This window comes from Phyllobacterium sp. P30BS-XVII, from assembly GCF_014138335.1.
Taxonomy (GTDB): domain Bacteria; phylum Pseudomonadota; class Alphaproteobacteria; order Rhizobiales; family Rhizobiaceae; genus Phyllobacterium; species Phyllobacterium meliloti.
The window spans coordinates 54,719-73,460 of the sequence record NZ_JACGXO010000008.1; the positions used below are offsets into that span (position 1 = coordinate 54,719).

General features: G+C 55.1%; 6 protein-coding genes and 1 pseudogene. 2 read left to right on the forward strand and 5 right to left on the reverse strand.

All coding sequences use genetic code 11. The annotated features are described in order from the left end of the window. Nucleotides 1-89 precede the first annotated feature (89 nt). Complete coding sequence (locus tag FHW17_RS20190; RefSeq protein ID WP_182510679.1) at nucleotides 90-10,829, forward strand: DUF11 domain-containing protein; 10,740 nt, start codon at nucleotides 90-92, stop codon at nucleotides 10,827-10,829. After that, on the forward strand, nucleotides 10,826-14,653 hold the full coding sequence (locus tag FHW17_RS20195; RefSeq protein WP_182510680.1) for a TonB-dependent receptor: 3,828 nt from the start codon (nucleotides 10,826-10,828) through the stop codon (nucleotides 14,651-14,653). Before FHW17_RS20190 ends, FHW17_RS20195 begins: the two co-directional genes overlap by 4 nt. A 172-nt stretch (nucleotides 14,654-14,825) precedes the next feature. On the opposite strand, the pseudogene FHW17_RS20200 reads toward FHW17_RS20195, so the two are convergent. The 5 genes and pseudogenes from FHW17_RS20200 to phaZ all read right to left on the reverse strand — a co-directional run. Then, nucleotides 14,826-14,975 (reverse strand): annotated as a pseudogene (locus FHW17_RS20200) (IS3 family transposase); the annotation flags it as partial. 225 nt (nucleotides 14,976-15,200) lie between these two features. Continuing rightward, nucleotides 15,201-16,091 (reverse strand): transporter, encoded by an 891-nt coding sequence (locus FHW17_RS20205; protein ID WP_112522210.1) that lies wholly within the window; start codon nucleotides 16,089-16,091, stop codon nucleotides 15,201-15,203. A gap of 184 nt (nucleotides 16,092-16,275) precedes the next feature. Then, a complete protein-coding gene (locus FHW17_RS20210; protein ID WP_182510681.1) occupies nucleotides 16,276-16,923 on the reverse strand; it encodes a TetR/AcrR family transcriptional regulator in 648 nt (215 codons plus the stop codon). A 147-nt stretch (nucleotides 16,924-17,070) separates the two neighbouring features. Further along, nucleotides 17,071-17,895: an SDR family oxidoreductase gene (locus FHW17_RS20215; RefSeq protein ID WP_112522212.1), complete on the reverse strand. Its 825-nt coding sequence runs from the start codon at nucleotides 17,893-17,895 to the stop codon at nucleotides 17,071-17,073. Further along, the gene (phaZ, locus tag FHW17_RS20220; RefSeq protein WP_246706947.1) at nucleotides 17,876-18,736 is read right to left on the reverse strand and encodes a poly(3-hydroxyalkanoate) depolymerase; all 861 of its coding nucleotides are present in this window, start codon (nucleotides 18,734-18,736) and stop codon (nucleotides 17,876-17,878) included. Before phaZ ends, FHW17_RS20215 begins: the two co-directional genes overlap by 20 nt. Nucleotides 18,737-18,742: the final 6 nt, after the last annotated feature.

Consider the following 18,742-nt stretch of genomic DNA (forward strand, 5'->3'; position numbering starts at 1 on the left):
TTAAAGCGCCGCAAACGTTATATCCGGTTAAACTACCTGCAGTTGAATATGAACATATGTTCAACTTTAAATTGAATAGGTGGGCTTAATTGAGATATTGCGACGCAAACATCATCCGGAAATTCCATTCGCGTCTCTCACTTCTCTTTGTCCTGATATTAGCCCTCTTCGGTACTGCATTGCCGGGCAGTGCCTTCGCGCAGGTTCAGCGCAGTTTCGTCAATCAGGGTTTTGAGAGCCCGAACCTCGGCAGCACAAACTGTCTTGCATTCCTTTCGGATAGTCAGGTTCCAGGCTGGAGTACGTCGCACCCGAACGCCGCGACGAGCAGCGGTTGTACTCTTCAGCCCAACACGACGAGTGGCCCGCTTATCGAAATGTGGGCGACTGGTTTTCAGGGTGTTCCTGCTGCGCAGGGATCGCAGTTCGTTGAATTGAACGCGAACGTGCAATCACGTCTTTATCAAAACATCTGCCTCGTGAAGGGCGAGCAATTCAGTTGGCAGTTTTCGCACCGCCGTCGGGCAACGAGTGGCACAGAAACAGCAATATTCAACATTGCTCCCACACCTGAACTGAATGCTCCAAACACGAGCGTAATTTTCACATCTGTGGCGAATGCTTCTTCCTGGTTCAATCGCAGTGGCACCTACACCTATAACGGAAACTCCGGTGTCCAGACGCTTGGCTTTGCGTCTGGTAACGCGGGTAGTGTCGGTAACTTTCTTGATAACATTCAGATCACCTTGTCGCCTTATGTGGAGTTCCAGCCCGGCAGCGCGTCAGGTGCCGAAAGCATTGCAACAGCAAATCTGCCCACCTTCCGCATTGCGGGGACGCTGACCTCGGCAATAACTGTTCAGGTAGTGCTGAGCGGTACAGCCACGCTCGGTACAGATTATACAACACCAAACGGTACGAACACATTTAATGTCACTATCCCAGCCGGTGACTATGACGGAACGCAGAGTATTGCAACCGGTGTTTCGATCGTCAATGACACGATTATTGAGCCAAACAAGACCATCCAGTTTACGATGACGGCCAACCCGGGCTCATACACGATCGCCAGCGCGACAAGCTGTGGTGCAGCTGCCAATGGTACCTCGACCTATACGATCCTTGATGACGATGCCCGCATTACTGTCAAGAAAGCACTGACTGGCACGCGCGTTGCGGCAACTGACCAGTTTGCCCTGACGATCGCTGGTGCCAACGGCCCGATTAGCGCGACAACTACGGGAGCCGGTGCAGCGGCTAACGGCCAGGCACAGCTTTCCAATATAAGCGTCGGTACCGCCTATACCCTGTCGGAGGCTATGGCCAGCGGCAGTTCCAGCCCAATCGCGCTTTACGGTGGCGTGATAGCCTGTACAAACGCCAAAACTGGTGCAACCACCACATTGCCATCGGGGGCGGGAACAAGCTTCTCGGTAACCCCGACAGCTGGCGACGATATTACGTGTACATTCACCAATACGCCAAAGCGACCATCGATGACGATGGTAAAAAGCGCTGGAACCCCATCGGGAACGACCGCAGGTTCGACAATCCAGTATAGTTTCACCATTACCAATACCGGTGATGTAGCGCTCTCGCCCCTTTCAATCACTGACCCGAAGTTGAATGCTCCTGCCACATGCCCGAGCACGGTGGCACCCGGCGCGACTGCTGTTTGCACCGGCACACACACAATTACACAAGCGGAGGTGGATGCCGGGGTTGTCAACAACAGTGCGACTGCGACAGGAACACCGCCTGGTGGTGCGACACCGATCACGACGCCGCCAAGCGGGACGAGCACACCTATTGCTGCTAAGGGTTCGCTGACAGTTGTTAAGGTGGCAGGAACGCCTAGTGGAAGCACGGCTGGCTCGACAATTGCCTATACATTTAACGTCACGAACACGGGTAATGTGACGTTGAGTTCCATTGTCGTTACGGATCCCAAAATTCCTGCGCCGGGTCCAACGTGTCCTGTTACTCAACTTGCACCCAATGTCAGCACGATCTGTACTGGTACTCACACTATCACACAGCTTGAAGTTGATGCGGGTAAGGTCGATAACAGTGCAACGGCGACAGGTACGCCGCCTGCGGGTACCCCCATCACCAGTGCGCCGAGCCCGACGTCTACACCGCTGACGCGCACAGGGTCTGTTTCGGTGACCAAGACGGCTGGTGCTCCGTCCGGCAATTCGGCCGGGTCGACGATTGCCTATTCATTCAGCGTCCAGAATACCGGCAATGTTACGTTGACCAATCTTGTCATCAACGATGCAAAGCTTGATGCAGCTGCAACCTGTGCCCAGACGACACTTGCGCCGAATGCTGTGACCACCTGTACAGGTACGCACACGATCACGCAGGCCGAAGTTGATGCGGGAACGTCGAACAACACGGCGCAGGCAACCACCAAAGGACCGGATGGTAATCCGGTCAACAGTACCAATTCGACAGCCATTACACCTCTTACGCGATCAGCTTCGCTGACGATTGCCAAGGTTGCGGGCACACCAACGGGCGCTACGGCTGGCTCGACAATACCCTACACATTCACGGTCAGGAATACCGGCAATGTTACGTTGACGGCTGTGGTCATCAACGATGCCAAGCTGAATGCTGCAGCGGTGTGCGATGTGACGAGCATTGCTCCAAATGCAAGTGCAACCTGTACCGGCACACATACGATTACACAGGCTGAGGTCAATGCCGGGACATCCAACAACAGCGCGACCGCAAGCGGAACGCCGCCAACCGGCGGTGCCATCACAAGCACACCCAGCACAACCGCAACACCACTTGCCAGTGCGCCAGCACTGACGATCGACAAATCCGCTGGCACGCCAACCAGCAATACCGCCGGTGGGACAATCGCCTATACGTTTGTGGTCAAGAATACGGGTAACGTCACCCTTACATCCGTGGGCATCAATGATGCCCGGCTGAGCAGTCCGGCCACGTGTCCGGTAACGACATTGCAGCCCGGCGATAGCACGACCTGCACAGGCTCCCATACGATCACGCAGGATGAAGTCAATGCGGGAACCGCCGACAACAGTGCAACAGCCAATGGCACGCCGCCGACCGGTCCCAAAGCTATCAGCGGCCCCGATGGAACGTCGACCCCTCTGACCCGCACATCGTCGATTACAATCGACAAGTCGGCCGGCGCGCCAAGCGGTAACATTCCCGGCTCGACGATCACCTATTCGTTCCGGGTGGAGAACACGGGCAATACGACGCTCGTGAACATCGGCGTGAATGATTCCAAGCTGACCACAGCGCCGGTCTGCGCCGCGACGACACTGCTGCCCGGCACAAACACGACCTGCACAGGCACCTATACGATCACCCAGACGGACGTTGACGCCGGACAGGTTGTCAACAGTGCGACCTCAACGGGTACATCGCCAACGGGTCCTGTTACCAGCACGCCATCAGCCAAGACCACGCCGATCACGCAGTCAAAGTCCATCACGATCAACAAGGTTGCGGGCACTCCTACCGGTAATGCGGCCGGTCAGACCATTCCTTATACGTTCACGGTGAAGAACACCGGTAATATCACATTGACAGCAATTGCCATCACCGATGTGAAGCTGGATGCAGCCGCGGTCTGCACGACCACAACGCTGGCTCCCGGAGCAGATACGACCTGTACGGGTACCCACACCATCACGCAGGCCGAAGTGAATGCTGGCAGGGTGACGAACTCCGCGATTGTCAGCGGAACGCCGCCATCGGGTCCGGTCATCACCGGTGGACCATCGACCACCGATACACCGCTGACGCGTTCCCCGGCCCTGACCGTCGACAAGCAGGCGGGAACTCCCACCGGCAACAGTGCGGGAGCAACGATCAGCTATACGTTCAAGGTCGTCAACACAGGCAATGTGACCCTGACCGGCCTCGTGATCAACGATCCAAAGCTAAATGCAGCGGCGGTATGCCCTGTCACGACGCTGGCCCCAGGTGCCGACACCACCTGTACCGGTACCCACACGGTTACACAGGACGAAGTCAATGGCGGAACGGTAAACAACAGCGCCACGGCAACGGGTACATCGCCGACCGGAACCGGTGTCACCAGCCCGCCGGACACAACCGCAACGCCAATCGCGCGTACGCCCAATCTGACTATCCTCAAGACAGCCAGCCCCGTAACGGGCAATCGGGTCGGCGATACCATCACCTATTCCTTCAGGGTGGAGAATACCGGCAACGTTACCCTGACGAATGTCAAAGTGACCGATCTTCTGCCGAACATTATTCTGGCAGGTGGTCCCATCGCGACTTTTGTGCCTGGCGCCGTTGATACGACCACATTCACGGCTACCTATACGCTTGTTCAGGCGGATATCGAAGCGGGTGTCGTCAACAACAGTGCGACTGCAAAGGGCACGCCGCAAGGTGGTGGAGCGGAGCTGAGCAGTGCGCCATCAACAACGTCCACACCCATCACGGCGGCATCTGCCCTTTCCCTCGTCAAGCGGGCAGGCGCGCCGTCGGGGAACACGGAAAATTCAACGATTGTCTACACGTTCCAGATCACCAATACGGGGAACGTGCTCGTCACCAATATTGCCGTCAATGATCCAAAGCTGACAAATATCACCTGCAATGCAACCTCGCTCGCACCGGAGGCTGTGACGACCTGTACAGGCACTTATTTGATCACGCAGGGGGAAGTGAACGCCGGTAAGGTTGACAATACAGCAACAGCGAGCGGTACACCCTCGCGCGGTACATCGCCGGTTGTCAGCAATCCATCGCAGACGACGACCCCTATCGCGGCGGCACCAGCTATCAACCTTGTCAAGACTGCCGGTACGCCATCGGGCAACAGTGCAGGTTCGACCATCGTCTATACCTTTACCGTTAAAAACACTGGCAATCTTCCATTGACGGCTGTCAATGTTACCGATCCGCTTCTCGCCGTTCCTGGCGGGCCGGTTTCGCTTGCGCCCAACGCGACGCATGTATTCACGGCTACCTACACAATCACCCAGGCGGATGTGAACAGGGGTGAGGTGATCAATACGGCGGAGGCCACTGGAACATCCGGAAGCACGACTGTTAAGGATGATGACAGCGCCGTTGTCAGCATCAGACAGGCTCCGGCACTCAGCTTGGTTAAAACCCATGGAACACCAACCGGCAGTGTTGTCGGGTCGACCATCCCTTATACGTTCACTCTGCAGAATACCGGCAATCTCCCACTGACAAATGTGACGGTAACGGAATCCCTTGTGGGTGTTGTCCTGACCGGCAATCCGATTGCCACGCTTGCTGTCAATGAGACCAAGACGGTTACCGGTGTCTATACGATCACCCAGGCAGACATTGACCGTGGACACGTGACGAACAGTGCGACTGCGTCGGGAACCGACAGCAATGGCGCTGCTGTTCCAAGTCTGCAAAGTTCCACGGACACGCCGATTGAGCAAAAGCCGTCGCTTGTTATTGTCAAGGATGTCGTTGCCGGAACGCCTGCGCAAAACAGGGCCGGTTCAAAGATCGATTACACTTTTGTTGTAACGAATAACGGCAATCTGCCGCTGACAAATATCTCTGTGAGTGACGGCAAATTGGATGCCGCCGCAACGTGCCCAGTGACGGCACTTGCTCCCGGTGCGCAGACAACCTGTACGGGCTCGCACACCTTGACCCAGGCCGATGTGAATGCCGGCAAGGTAACAAACACGGCAACGGCGGCAGGGCAAACGGCAGGCGGAAAATCCGTCATCAGCCCGCCATCAACAAAAGAAAAGACCATTCCTGAAGAGGGCGCATTGGTCATCGTCAAGTCGGCCACGCCTCCGACAGGAAACACTGCAGGATCGATTGTCCACTACACCTTTGTGGTGACCAACACTGGCAATATACCGCTTACGCTCGTCGACGTTGCCGATAACAGGATCGATGTTGATGTCAGCGGTGGGCCATACACGATGCAGCCGGGGGAAACCAAAACCTTTATCGCGGACTATACCCTGAAACAGGACGATATTGAGAACGGAACCATTCTCAATTCAGCAACTGCGTCGGGTAGAACGCCGACCGACAAAGTTATCACGAGCCCGCCTGATAAGTTCACCACGACTGTTCCTGCTGCCGCCGCACTGACCATTGCAAAGAATGCAGGAACCCTGTCAGGTCAGTCGCAAGGTTCGACGCTTCCCTACACATTTACCGTCACGAATACGGGTAATGTGAAGGTCACCGGTATTGTCGTCCACGATGCAAAGATCGCGACGATCACATGTGACAAGACCGCGCTTGATCCGAAAGAAGTGGCCCAGTGTACGGGTACCTATACGATCACGCAGGGTGATGTGAATGCCGGCTTTGTCAACAACACCGCCAATGCAACCGGTACGCCATCGCGTGGTTCGCCATCCATCACCAGTAACGACTCACAGACCTCAACGCCCATAAAATCTGCGGCGGCGATCTCGTTGCAGAAGGTTGCTGGTACACCTACGGGGAACAAGAAGGGTTCGACCGTACCTTACACATTCACGGTTGAGAATATCGGGAATGTGACACTGAGCGCAATTGCGATCAGCGATAACAAGTTGCTCACTGCACCCGTCTGCGCCCTGACATTGCTGGACCCTGGTAAAAGCACAACCTGTACAGGGACTTATACGCTGACACAGGATGACGTTAACATTGGTACCGTTGTTAACGAGGCCACTGTCAGCGGCACTCCGCCGACCGGTTCTGCAGTCACCGCGACTGATGATGCAACTGTCAACATCACTGCTTCACCGTCCCTGAAAGTTGAAAAGTTTGCGGGCACGCCATCAGGCAACACTGTAGGTTCGACGATCAGCTACACTTTCCGGGTCGAGAACACCGGCAATGTGACCCTGAAAGATGTTGCGCTCTCGGATCAATTGGCTGACGTCGTTCTCTCCGGCGGTTCGATTGCCACATTTGAACCAGGTACCGTGAACACAACGACGTTCACTGCTGTCTACACACTTAAGCAGGAAGACGTCGACAGAGGCTCGGTCGTAAACACCGTGACCGGATCCGGCACAGCTCCCAATGGCACAGTGGTCAAGGGCGATGGTACTGTAACATCACTGATCACATCGGCGGCGAGCATTACCCTCGATAAAAAGGCATCGGCGCCCACTGGCAACACGGCTAGATCGACGATCACCTACACATTCACCGTCAAAAATACCGGGAATGTGACGTTGAAAACCATTGCTGTAACCGACAACAAACTGACGTCACCACCGGTTTGTGCTGCCACAGAACTGGCGCCAAATGCGACGACGATTTGCACCGGCATCTACACGCTGACGCAAGACGATGTGAACACAGGTAGGGTAGATAATAGTGCCGACGTGAAGGGCACACCTCCAACAGGCCCCGATGTCAAGGGCACAAGTGGTATATCGACAGTCATTCCCGCTGCAGCCGCTATTACGCTAGAAAAGAAGGCAGGAACGCCTTCCGGGAATGCGGTTGGGTCCACTATTGACTACACATTTACAGTCAAGAATACAGGCAATGTAACGCTGAGAGGCATAACACTTACCGATATACTGCCTGGCATTGTGCTGGCCGGTGGTCCGATTGATCTTGATCCGGACAAGGAAGACGCCACAACATTCAAGGCGCGTTATACGCTCACCCAGACCGACATCAACGCCGGCAAGGTTGATAACAAAGCTACTGTATCAGGCAAGCCTGACAACAGCCCGGCGGTAACAGGTGATAGCGCCACGGTATCGACGCCAATAACGTCGGCACCTGCCATGACAGTCGAGAAGACAGCTGGCACACCATCGGGCAACACCGTGGGTTCGACGATTGCTTATACCTTCAAGATCACGAATACCGGCAATGTGACATTGAGCAACATTAAACTCGCTGATCAGATGGCCGGTGTTGTATTGACCGGTGGATCGATTGCCACGCTCAATCCGACTGATATCGATACAACAACCTTCACGGCTGTCTATAAGTTGACACAGGCGGACATCGACAACGGCTCTGTCACCAACAAAGTTATCGCAAACGGCCTCACTCCTGATAACAAACCGGTCTCTGCCGATAGTCAGGTGATCACAAACATTACCGCAGCGCCTGCAATCACGCTCGTCAAGACGGCAGGTGTGCCTTCGGGCAATACGGTAGACGCAACGGTAGATTATACCTTCACGGTAAAGAACACCGGTAACGTAACCCTCAAGAATATCACGCTCGCCGACCCGCTTACCGGCATTGTATTGACCGGTGGTCCGATCCTCGAGCTGTTGCCAAATGCCGAAGATACGACAACCTTCACAGCGCAATATAAACTCAAGCAAGCGGATATCGACGCGGGTAAAGTCGTAAACACAGCGACCGTCACGGGCAACCCGCCAACAGGTGCGGCTGTATCCGGGTCAGGCACGGCAACCGCCTTGATCAAGGCAACGCCATCCCTCAGTTTGGTCAAGAAAGCAACCTCTGGTGATCCGTACACCGCGGTGGGGGGCAAGGTCACATATGATTACGTCGTGACCAACAGCGGCAATGTAACGATCACGCAAGCCATTGCCGTGACGGACGACAAGATTGCGGCAGTGTCCTGCCCGGCGCTGCCGGCAGGTGGGCTTGCACCAAAGGCAACGCTGACCTGCACGGGTACATATACAATCGTGCAAACCGATCTGGATGTCGGCTCTGTGACCAACAACGCAAAGGCCACAGAAGGGACGACGACGTCGCCGGTTGCAACGGTAACTGTCAAGGCGACGTTGAGCCCCGGGCTGAGCGTCGAAAAGAAGGCGGGAACACCATCGGGTAATACGGTCGGCTCGACGATTGACTACACGTTCACCGTAAAGAATACCGGCAATGTCACCATAAAGGGCATTGCGCTGGCCGATAGTCTTCCCGGCGTTGTGCTGACGGGTGGGCCGATTGACCTGGCGCCCGGTGCGCAGGATACGGCGACGTTCAAGGCACGCTATACATTGACCCAAGCCGATCTGAATGCCGGAAAAGTCGTCAACACGGCGACAGTATCTGGTACGCCGGCAACGGGCGGCAATGCCGTCACGAGCCCGCCCAGTCAGGTAACCACGCCTGTCACGCCGAATGCGTCTTTGACTGTTGTCAAGAGCGCAGGCAAACCATCAGGAAACACTGTTGGCTCGACGATCGACTACACATTCACAATTACCAATACAGGCAATGTGGATCTGACGAATGTCACTGTAGCGGACGCCTTGCCGAATGTGGTTCTTTCCGGTGGACCGATAGCTCTACTCACGCCCAATCAGGCGGACAGCACAACGATCACCGCCCGCTACACGCTTGTTCAGGCGGATCTCGATGCTGGGCAAGTCGTCAATTCAGCCACGGCTTCCGGCACGCCTTCCAGCGGCGGGACAGCTGTGACCAGTGCGCCAAGCACATGGACTGCTCCGATCGAGCAGCAGCCGAAGATCGAGGTCACCAAGGCCGGCAAGATCAACGATGTGAACGGCAACGGGTTTGTGGATGCCGATGATACAATCACATACAGCTTCGTGGTGAAGAATACAGGCAATGTGGTTGTCAATGACATTGCCCCTGTTGATGCGGGACCGACGTTCAACGGGAAGCCTGCAGCAGGTAAGCTCGGTGCATTCTCGCCGGGTCCCACAGCCATTGCGCCGGGTCAGACACATACGTTCACGGCGACCTACAAGCTGGCGCAGTCGGATGTGGATGACGCGGCTGGCGTCAAGGATGGTGTTCTCAACAAGGCGACGGCACGCGGATACTATCGAGGCGGTGCTACCGGTGGAACTGCGGTTGATGCGGCTGAGGCCAAGGCCGTTCTGGATCTGCCTGCGGCCCAACCTTCTGACGTGACGATCACGAAGCAGGCAGGGTTGCGGCAGATCAGGCGCGGTGAGAAGGCACCGTTCACCATCAAGGTGACGAACAAGACGAACAGCAATGTTGGCGGGGTCAATGTGATTGACCGGATGCCTTCAGGGTTCCGCTATGTGGATGGTTCGGCGACGATCAACGGGGTTGCGGCGACGCCTGTGATCAACGGGTTGAGTGTGCTGTTCGAGAATATTGCGCTTGGGCCGAAGGCTGAAGTTGTCATCCGGTTGCAGATGCTGGCATTGAGCTCCGCGGGGCCGGGTAAACATGTCAACCGGGCGCAGGTGACGGGTCCGGGCGGCAACAGGCTTGCGCCGGATGCAAGTGCCTCGGTGGAGATCGTGGTCGAGCCGGTGTTCGATTGCGGTGATATCGTCGGCAAGGTTTTTGATGATCTGAACAGCAATGGCTATCAGGATGAGGGCGAGCCGGGGCTACCGGGCGTACGGGTTGTCACCGTGCGTGGTCTGTTGATCACGACGGATAAGTTTGGGCGCTTCCATGTGGCCTGCGCAGATCTTCCCGACAGCCGTATCGGTTCGAACTTCATCATGAAGCTGGACCCCCGCACGCTGCCGACGGGGTACCGGCTGACGACGGAGAACCCGCGGGTGATCCGGTTGACGGCGGGCAAGATGTCCTCGCTGAATTTTGGCGCTTCGCTGGGCCGTGTAGTCAGGCTTGATCTGAAGGATGAAGCCTTTGAGGCGGGCGGCAACACGCTGAAAGACCAGTGGGAGAAGGGCCTCGACCAATTGATCACGGTGTTGAAGGAGAAGCCGTCGACGCTGCGTATCAGCTATATCGCCGGTTCTGCTACACCGCTTGTCACTGAGCGCATGGACGCCATTCAGGAGGAAATAGCCAAACGGTGGAAGTCGGCCGGAGGTGGGTACGAGCTGAACATTGAGACACGCGTGGAGGCAGGCAAATGAGAACGATCCGCGCCAACTCATCTCACAAAAATAGCAGCCTGTCGTCAAAGCTGCGCTACCGCCTGCTGCTTGCCGGTTGTGCTTTTATCGGTACGGGTTTTGGCCCGGCCGTTGCGCAGGAACAGACGGTCAAGCCGGAATGTCTTGATACGGCCTGCACCAGTGCATTGCGGGGTCAGGTTCTGGATAACAGCACGGCAGTCAAGGGGGCGCGCATTGCGCCCAATGTCGAACAGGAAAAGCCCGGCGATGCCGGAAACATTCCCTTCTCGATCAGCGTGGACGGCGAGCCTGTTGTGGAAAGCAAAAAGCCGGCAAAGCCAGCCGCCGAGGCGGTAAAATCAACGCCGGCGGTTGCGCAAAAAGCCCCCGATCTTCAGCGCAAGGCCGATGTTGGGTTGAGTGCCGTCGACATTCAGGTCAAGTTCGACGGCCTTGATACAAAGCCGCTGCTGAATGTATCGACAACGCCGGTGCGGCGCTCCTACCGTGTGGGAGAACCGGTCCGCTTTCTTGCCACATCAAATTATCCTGCCTTCATCACGCGTTCGGAAATCCGCATTTTCGAAGCAAAGGATTCGGTGACCGAAACACCCGTGGCGGTCATTCCGGTTGCGGTCAATGGCGAGGCGGGCTGGGTAATGCCGCCGACGAAGAACGATGAGACGCGGTTCAAATATGTCCTGCGCGTCTATGACGACAAGGCGCGCTATGACGAGACGACGCCGCTGTCGCTGGCCCGCACGGATCGGGAACTGCCTCCTGAAAATCAGGGCAAGGTAACGGACGCGGTTGCGCCTGGCATGGGCGATGACAATACGGCGCTGCGTAACATTCAGGTCTATGGCGGTGCTGTCACCGTCTATGGGCGCAATGTGCCTGAGGGCTACCGGGTGCGGGCCCTGGGCGACACGATCCCGACTGATCCTGATCATGCCTTTGTCATGCAGCGCATTCTGCCGCCCGGCGATCATGATGTGGATGTGGCCGTTCTGGGTTCGTTGAAGGGCAGCGCGCTTGACTTCAAGCGGCAGATCAACATTCCGAAGAATGACTGGTTCTATGTGGCCATTGCGGATCTGACCGTCGGCAAGCGCTTCGGGGACAAGAACATCGAAACCGTTCGCTCCGGAGAATATGACGACGTTTACACCAAAGGTAGGCTGGCCTTTTACGTGAAGGGCAAGATCAAGGGTAAATATCTCCTGACTGCAGCCGGTGATACCGGTGAGGATAAACTGGAGAATATGTTCCGCGGGATTGATTCAAAGGACCCACGGCAATTATTGCGCCGGATCGATCCCAATCAGTTCTATCCGATCTATGGCGATGACTCGACTGTGATCGACGATGCACCGACCAATGGCAAGTTCTTTGTCCGGCTTGATCGCGGCGACAGCCATGTGATGTGGGGCAATTACAAGGCCATCATCAAGGGCACGGAGTTCATGCGCTCGGAACGTGCGCTTTATGGTGCGAGCGGCGTCTACCGCTCGGAGGCGACAACACCGTTTGGCGAGCGCGAGACTGAGGTCACGCTCTATGCCGCCCAGCCCGATACGCTGCCGCAGCGCGACGAGTTTCTGGGAACCGGTGGTTCCGCCTACTTCATGCGCCGCCAGGACATCACGGTCGGTTCGGAAACCGTAACCGTCGAAGTGCGCGATTCCACCACCAATCAGGTGATCGAGCGTCGCACGCTGCGCTATGGTGAAGACTATTCATTCGACTATCTGCAGGGTGTGGTGATCTTGAAGCGCCCCTTGTCCTCGTCAACGGGAACGACAGGTCCGGTGCGCGAGGGCGCGCTTGGCGGCAACAAGGTCTACCTGATCTCGCAATATGAGTTCACCCCGGTGGCGGGTGATCTTGATGGCTATGTCTATGGCGGACGCGCGCAAAAATGGTTCGATGACAAGGTGCGTATCGGCGTAACCGGCATGAACGAGAATACCGGGCTTGCCAACCAGCAGGCTTATGGCGCCGATATCCAGATTCGTCATTCGGAAAAGACCTTTCTTGAAGCAGAAGTCTCGCATTCCAAGGGTCCGGGCTTCGGCTCATCGCGTTCAACCGATGGCGGTCTGACGCTGAGCGATGTCGACACCACGGGCACCCGTGATCGGGCCGCCATGGCGTGGCGGGCCAAGGGTCAAGTTGATCTTGAAGATTTGACCAAGAGCGGGGTCAAGGGCACAGTCGGCGCTTACTATGAGCAGAAGGAGGCCGGGTTCTCCACGCTCTCCGACCAGATATCCGTTGATCAACGCATCTGGGGTGCCCATGCGGATGTGGAGATTACCAAGGATACCAAGTTCAACCTTGCCTATGATGATTTTACCGAATCCAATGCCCGCAGCGAATTTGATGGCAGGGAGCTTGGGGGGCGCACCAAACGCAAGGGCAGCGCCGCCATTACGCAGCAGCTGGATGAATACTGGAAGGTCGCTTTCGGTGTCACCTATACGGACCTGTCAAACCCGCGCGCTTCGTCGGTGCGCAAATCAGGCTATAATGGATCACGTCTTGATGCGGGCGTGCGCGTGGAATATGCGCCCGATGCCGATCACACCTATTATGCCTTCGGTCAGGGGACGCTGTCGCACTCCGGCGATATTGATCGCGGTGACCGCATCGGTGTCGGGTCAAAATACAAGCTGACCGACAAGATCGATCTGGAAGGCGAAATCTCCTACGGCACCAATGGGCTCGGGGCGCTGGCAGGCATTGTCTATAACCCAACGGCCGATGACAGCTACTATATCGGTTACCGGCTTGATCCCGACCGTGCCTATGATCTGGAACGCTCCTATGATCTGTCGGGTGTCGACAAGGGTTCCATCGTCATCGGCGCACGGCGCAAGTTCGATGACTACTGGTCTGCCTATGCCGAGAACAATTACGACCTCTTTGGCCGACGGGATTCGCTGACCAAATCCTACGGTGTAGTCTATACACCCGACAAGCAATGGACCTTTGACGGCGGTTTTGAAGCCGGAACCATCGAAGACAACACAGTTGATCCTGATACGGGACTTGACCGCTCTGACTTCGACCGCAAGGCTGTCTCGCTGTCCATTGGCTATAAGGACAATGACAAGATCACCGCACGCATTCGTGGTGAAGCGCGCTTTGAGGATTCGGAAGACAATACCCGCGACCGCAATACCTATCTGTTCGCCACGGGTGTGAACTGGAAGACCAATGACAATTGGCGGATACTCTTTAATGTCGATGCAGTTCTGTCGGATTCCAACTCCGATGGCTCATTCCGTGACGGCAATTATGTCGAGGCTTCATTCGGCTATGCCTATCGGCCTGTGGAGAATGACCGGCTGAATGCCCTGTTCAAATATACCTGGCTTTATGACTCGCCTGGTCAGAATCAGGTCAGTGCCGTAACCGGTGATGAATATGGCCCCTCACAGCGCAGCCATATCCTGTCGGCGGACTTTACCTATGATCTGTTCCCGTGGCTGTCCGTCGGCGGCAAATACGGCTTCCGCTACGGCGAGGTTCGCCAGCGGCTGCTAGAGGGCGACCGGGAAAAATACGACGACTGGCAGACCTCATCGGCGCATCTTGGCATCGTGCGTACAGACCTGCACATCGTCAAGAACTGGGATGGCCTTCTGGAAGGGCGGGTCATGTACATGCCTGAAGCTCAGACTACCGATTTCGGCGCCCTTGTTGCCCTCTACCGCCATGTTGGCGAGAACTTCAAGGTCGGCGTCGGCTATAACTTCGGCAACTTCTCCGATGACCTCCGAGACCTGACCCTCAACGATCAGGGCGTCTTCCTTAATGTCATCGGAAAATTCTAGAGCGTATGCAATGCTTAAATCGAGGCGCAATTGTAGAAGCTTCAGGCAAAATGGATGAATAAGCGCTGGGCAACCTGTGTCAATGTTGGAACAGTCCAGTTAAATTGTTCCAATGAAATCGTAATTCAAGAAGCTTACCGATTAATAGAGGTACGGCTCAAGCTTGTGCGCACTAAGTTGATGCAGCTATGGCTGATTCGTCCAGCATAGCGTAATACTGCTCTTCAGCTTCGGATGGCGGTAAGTTGCCGATGGACTCGAGAAGTCGCCGTTGGCTGAACCCATCGCCCCATTCCAAAGTAGCGAATTCCACCGTTTTGAAGGTCCCTCTTCAAAGGGTCGTTGACTGTTGGTTTGACAGCAAACGCTTTGATATCAGCTACAATGGCCAGTTCTCAAGTCAGGCAAATGACAACGCCGTCAAAGCAGATCTAACGGTGAAGTTCTAAAGTTTTTCCGCCCTGTTCCATCGAGCAGGGCGGATATGAAGCATCTCGAGGCTATATTGTCGTTCATGACAATATAGCCTCCTGTTTAAAGCGTTGGTCTAGAAGACTTTTAGGAGCCGAAGCGTGCCGATGAAATCTTGTTTGAACCCACCGTCTGCGGAGGACAGGTCCGTTCCAACCATCGCTTGAACTTGTACAGTTGGTGTGATGAAAGTGCTGGCAAACGCGCGAAGGCCGTGAGAATCCGTTTTTTGGCCATTGTATATGTCTTCGACATATTGCTTCCCGCCAAATTTGCCGGAATAGCCAAATGATACCGCCGTTGCAGCAGAGAAATTATATCTCAAATAGGCCTGCAACTGCACGGACGGATCTTGCGAGAATTTTGCTCCGTCCTCGTCGTGGTTGAGATAAATAGCCACATCCGCGGCAGCATCAATGGAAAATCCGTGCCCGAGATTCTGAATGATGCCAAGCTGGGGTGTGAAGGTCGTCGTGCCGTTGCCAATATTGAACGGCACCTTTGAATCGTAACTTCCCGTTGGCAATGTCACATACGCGGTGATGCCAACTGTTGTCCCACCCGGCTTATCGGCACCTGTCAGTGGAAAAACGGTGGCCCCAAGCGTCAGATCACCAATGCCATCTTTTGTCCGTTGGTCAACGCCACCAATGCGGTTTTCCGTGAAACTGCCAATGGGCAAATAACCTTGAAATGCCACGGGGACGCCGCCGATTTCGCTGTAGTGCAAGTAGCGTAAGAGTGACAGCGGAAGATCATATGAGGACTTCGGTACATCGCCGACACCGTTAAGATCGATATTCAGGTTTTTATTCGTTTGATACTGTAGATAAAGCAACCCAAGATTGGTTCCTTTGGGCAACGGGACGTAGTCACCCGGCATAATGTCAATGGCATAGGACGCACTCGGCGCCGCAAAACTAGCTGCCATTGCGAGCACAAGGCCCAGTCCCCTGATATTCACCATATCAATCTCCCCTTTGATAAGATCAGATGCATTTAGGCAAAGCTCTCCCGTTCGCAGCCGAGGCCACGCTGAAAAAACCGTAAGTCTATGCTTGCTTGGAAAAGCCCTCCCAGGCTTCAAGCCTCACCGCAAACGTCAGCGGTTGTCACGAATCTTGCGAGATGTATCTCAAACTCTCAAACTCTCAAACGATTGCCGGCAGGAGTTGTCTCGCGTTCTCCTGCAAATCGTGAATGGCATTCTTGTCTCCCGATAGATGTTTCAGCAGGTACTTTTGAAACAACCCATCAACCAATGCATAGACAGCGCTTGACGAAACAGTCGGCTGCGTGCCGCCAAGCTCGGCATATCTGGAAACGATACGCCACATCATATCTTCAAGACTTTGGTCAATTGCGATGACATCATCACGGAAGGCCGTCTCGAAAAGTGCCTGAGCACGCAAATCGTACCAGAGGCGATGCAGATGTGGCTCTATTTCAAGCGTTTCACCGAGTTTATCCAGGAAACCTTTCAATAGCTCCTCACGGGTAGTTGCCGTATCCGTAACCTGATCATAGCGTGTGATGCATTTCGATTTGTAATGCTGAACACTGCAGCAAATCAGATCAAATTTATCCGTGAAGTAATAGTGCATCACCCCATGGGTAAAATCAGAGTTCTGCGCAATTTCCCGCAGACTGGTTCGCGCATAACCAAGCTCGGCAAGCGTTTCCAATGCAGCTTCCGCCAGTTCAGAACGGCGGACTTCGAACTTGTCCACTTCAGACCTCCGCCTGCGAACCATCACCTTGCTTGCCGGTTCCATCGTACCAGCTGTTTGCTCCTTCATTTCGTCCTCTCAGTGCATCTCAGGTTAAAGGGGAGTGAGAAAGATCGTAAACTACGACGGACCCACCCAATCCATCAACCTGAAATAACTGTAGAGAAAACTTAACAACTGTCAAGAAATTATTATACTATTGTCATAAAATGCAACCTAGAACATAAAGCCGCCACTACACACAAGTACCTGGCCGCTGATGTAGTTCGATTCCGGGATGCACAAGAGATAGATTGCACCTGCAGCTTCTTCGGGAGTACCGCCGCGTCCAAGCGGAATTCCACTCTCCATTGTTTTCATCACATCCGGATTGACGCCCACCTTGATTTCCCGGCCCTCGACTTGAATGGCACCTGTTCCAGCTGCGGCCTCGGTAAGACGTGTGCGGATCAAGCCGAATGCCACGCTGTTTACATTGACCTTGAAGCGTCCCCATTCCTTGGCCATAACCCGCGTCATACCATTCACACCGGATTTGGCAGCGCCATATCCGAGCTGTCCGGCGTTGCCGCCAACCCCTGCAAGCGATGAAATATTGACGACCTTGCGAAAGACCTCGCGACCTTCATCCGCTTCCTGTCTGGCGGTCTTTCTGATGAAATCCGATGCCGCGCGCAGTATTCGAAACGGTGCAGTCATATGCACGTCGATCATTGCGTACCACTGTTCGTCAGTCATGTTCTGAATGACATTGTCCCACGTATATCCGGCGTTGTTGATGATGATGTCGATACCACCAAACGCCTCTATCCCGGTGTTCACAAAGCGCTCGGCAAAATCAGGATCGGTAACACTGCCAACGCAGGCGGTGGCATCTGAACCCGCCTTGCGAACTGCGGCAATCGTCTCATCTGCGAGTGTCGCATCGAGATCATTGACAACGATCAATGCGCCATCCCTTGCGAGCTTAATCGCAATCTCACGACCAATCCCGCGACCGGAGCCGGAAATCAATGCAACCTTACCGTCCAGTTTCTTCATCTTGGGTTCCATCCGCAGTGTTAAGGAAATCACGAACGATACGGCCGGCTTCTTCGGCCGCAGACACCAGAAACAGATGGCCGTCGTTGAATACGTGGAGCCGACTGTCCGGTATCAATTGCGTCATCAATCGGGCATTAACGAGAGGGATGACGGGGTCGTCATCACCCGCAAGGATCAAGGTTGGCTGCCGCAGAAGTGGTAACCAAGGCAGGCTGGTCCAGCCAAGAAGCGCAAATTGCTGCATCAGGTAGCCAAGTTTGCTTGTCTTGCGAAATTCGTTGATCAATCCAGGTTGCAGCCGCGCCTTTCCGCCGTAAATGTCACCGGCAATATCATTGCGATAACCGGCATCGTTGAAACGGCGAGGTGTCAGGAATTTTGCCAGAACGGACAACTTTCCCGGGATCATCAGTAGTCCGTGTGACGTTGCAGCCAGCACAAGGCGACGGCACCGTTTGGGGTTCTGCAGAGCAAATTGTTGTGCCACTGCTCCGCCCCATGAGACACCAAGTACGTTGACATCGCCGTAACCGAGTTTGTCCAAAAGCCTGGATGCCAGCATCGACAACATCCAGAGACGGTAGGGGATACGTGATGTGGAGGATTCGCCCGTGCCCGGCACGTCGAATGCAATCATTTCGACGTCGCCCATCGCATCGGCGAATGGCGCCAGAAGCTCAAGGCTGGCACCGATGCCATTGAACATCAGCAGCGGTGTTTTTTTATCTGTTCCGGGCCAGACAGCCACGCGCAACGTCATGCCATAAAGAACAATCTGGCTGATTTCCATTTTGCGGCTGGAGAGATTTCGAACCGGTGTCGCGGTTGCCTGCTTCATTTGATT

Excerpts from the sequence above, each read along its gene's own strand:
- FHW17_RS20195 (WP_182510680.1), top strand. The coding sequence starts at position 10,826 with ATGAGAACGATCCGCGCCAACTCATCTCACAAAAATAGCAGCCTGTCG.
- FHW17_RS20205 (WP_112522210.1), bottom strand. The coding sequence starts at position 16,091 with ATGGTGAATATCAGGGGACTGGGCCTTGTGCTCGCAATGGCAGCTAGT.
- FHW17_RS20210 (WP_182510681.1), bottom strand. The coding sequence starts at position 16,923 with ATGAAGGAGCAAACAGCTGGTACGATGGAACCGGCAAGCAAGGTGATG.
- FHW17_RS20215 (WP_112522212.1), bottom strand. The coding sequence starts at position 17,895 with ATGAAGAAACTGGACGGTAAGGTTGCATTGATTTCCGGCTCCGGTCGC.
- phaZ (WP_246706947.1), bottom strand. The coding sequence starts at position 18,736 with ATGAAGCAGGCAACCGCGACACCGGTTCGAAATCTCTCCAGCCGCAAA.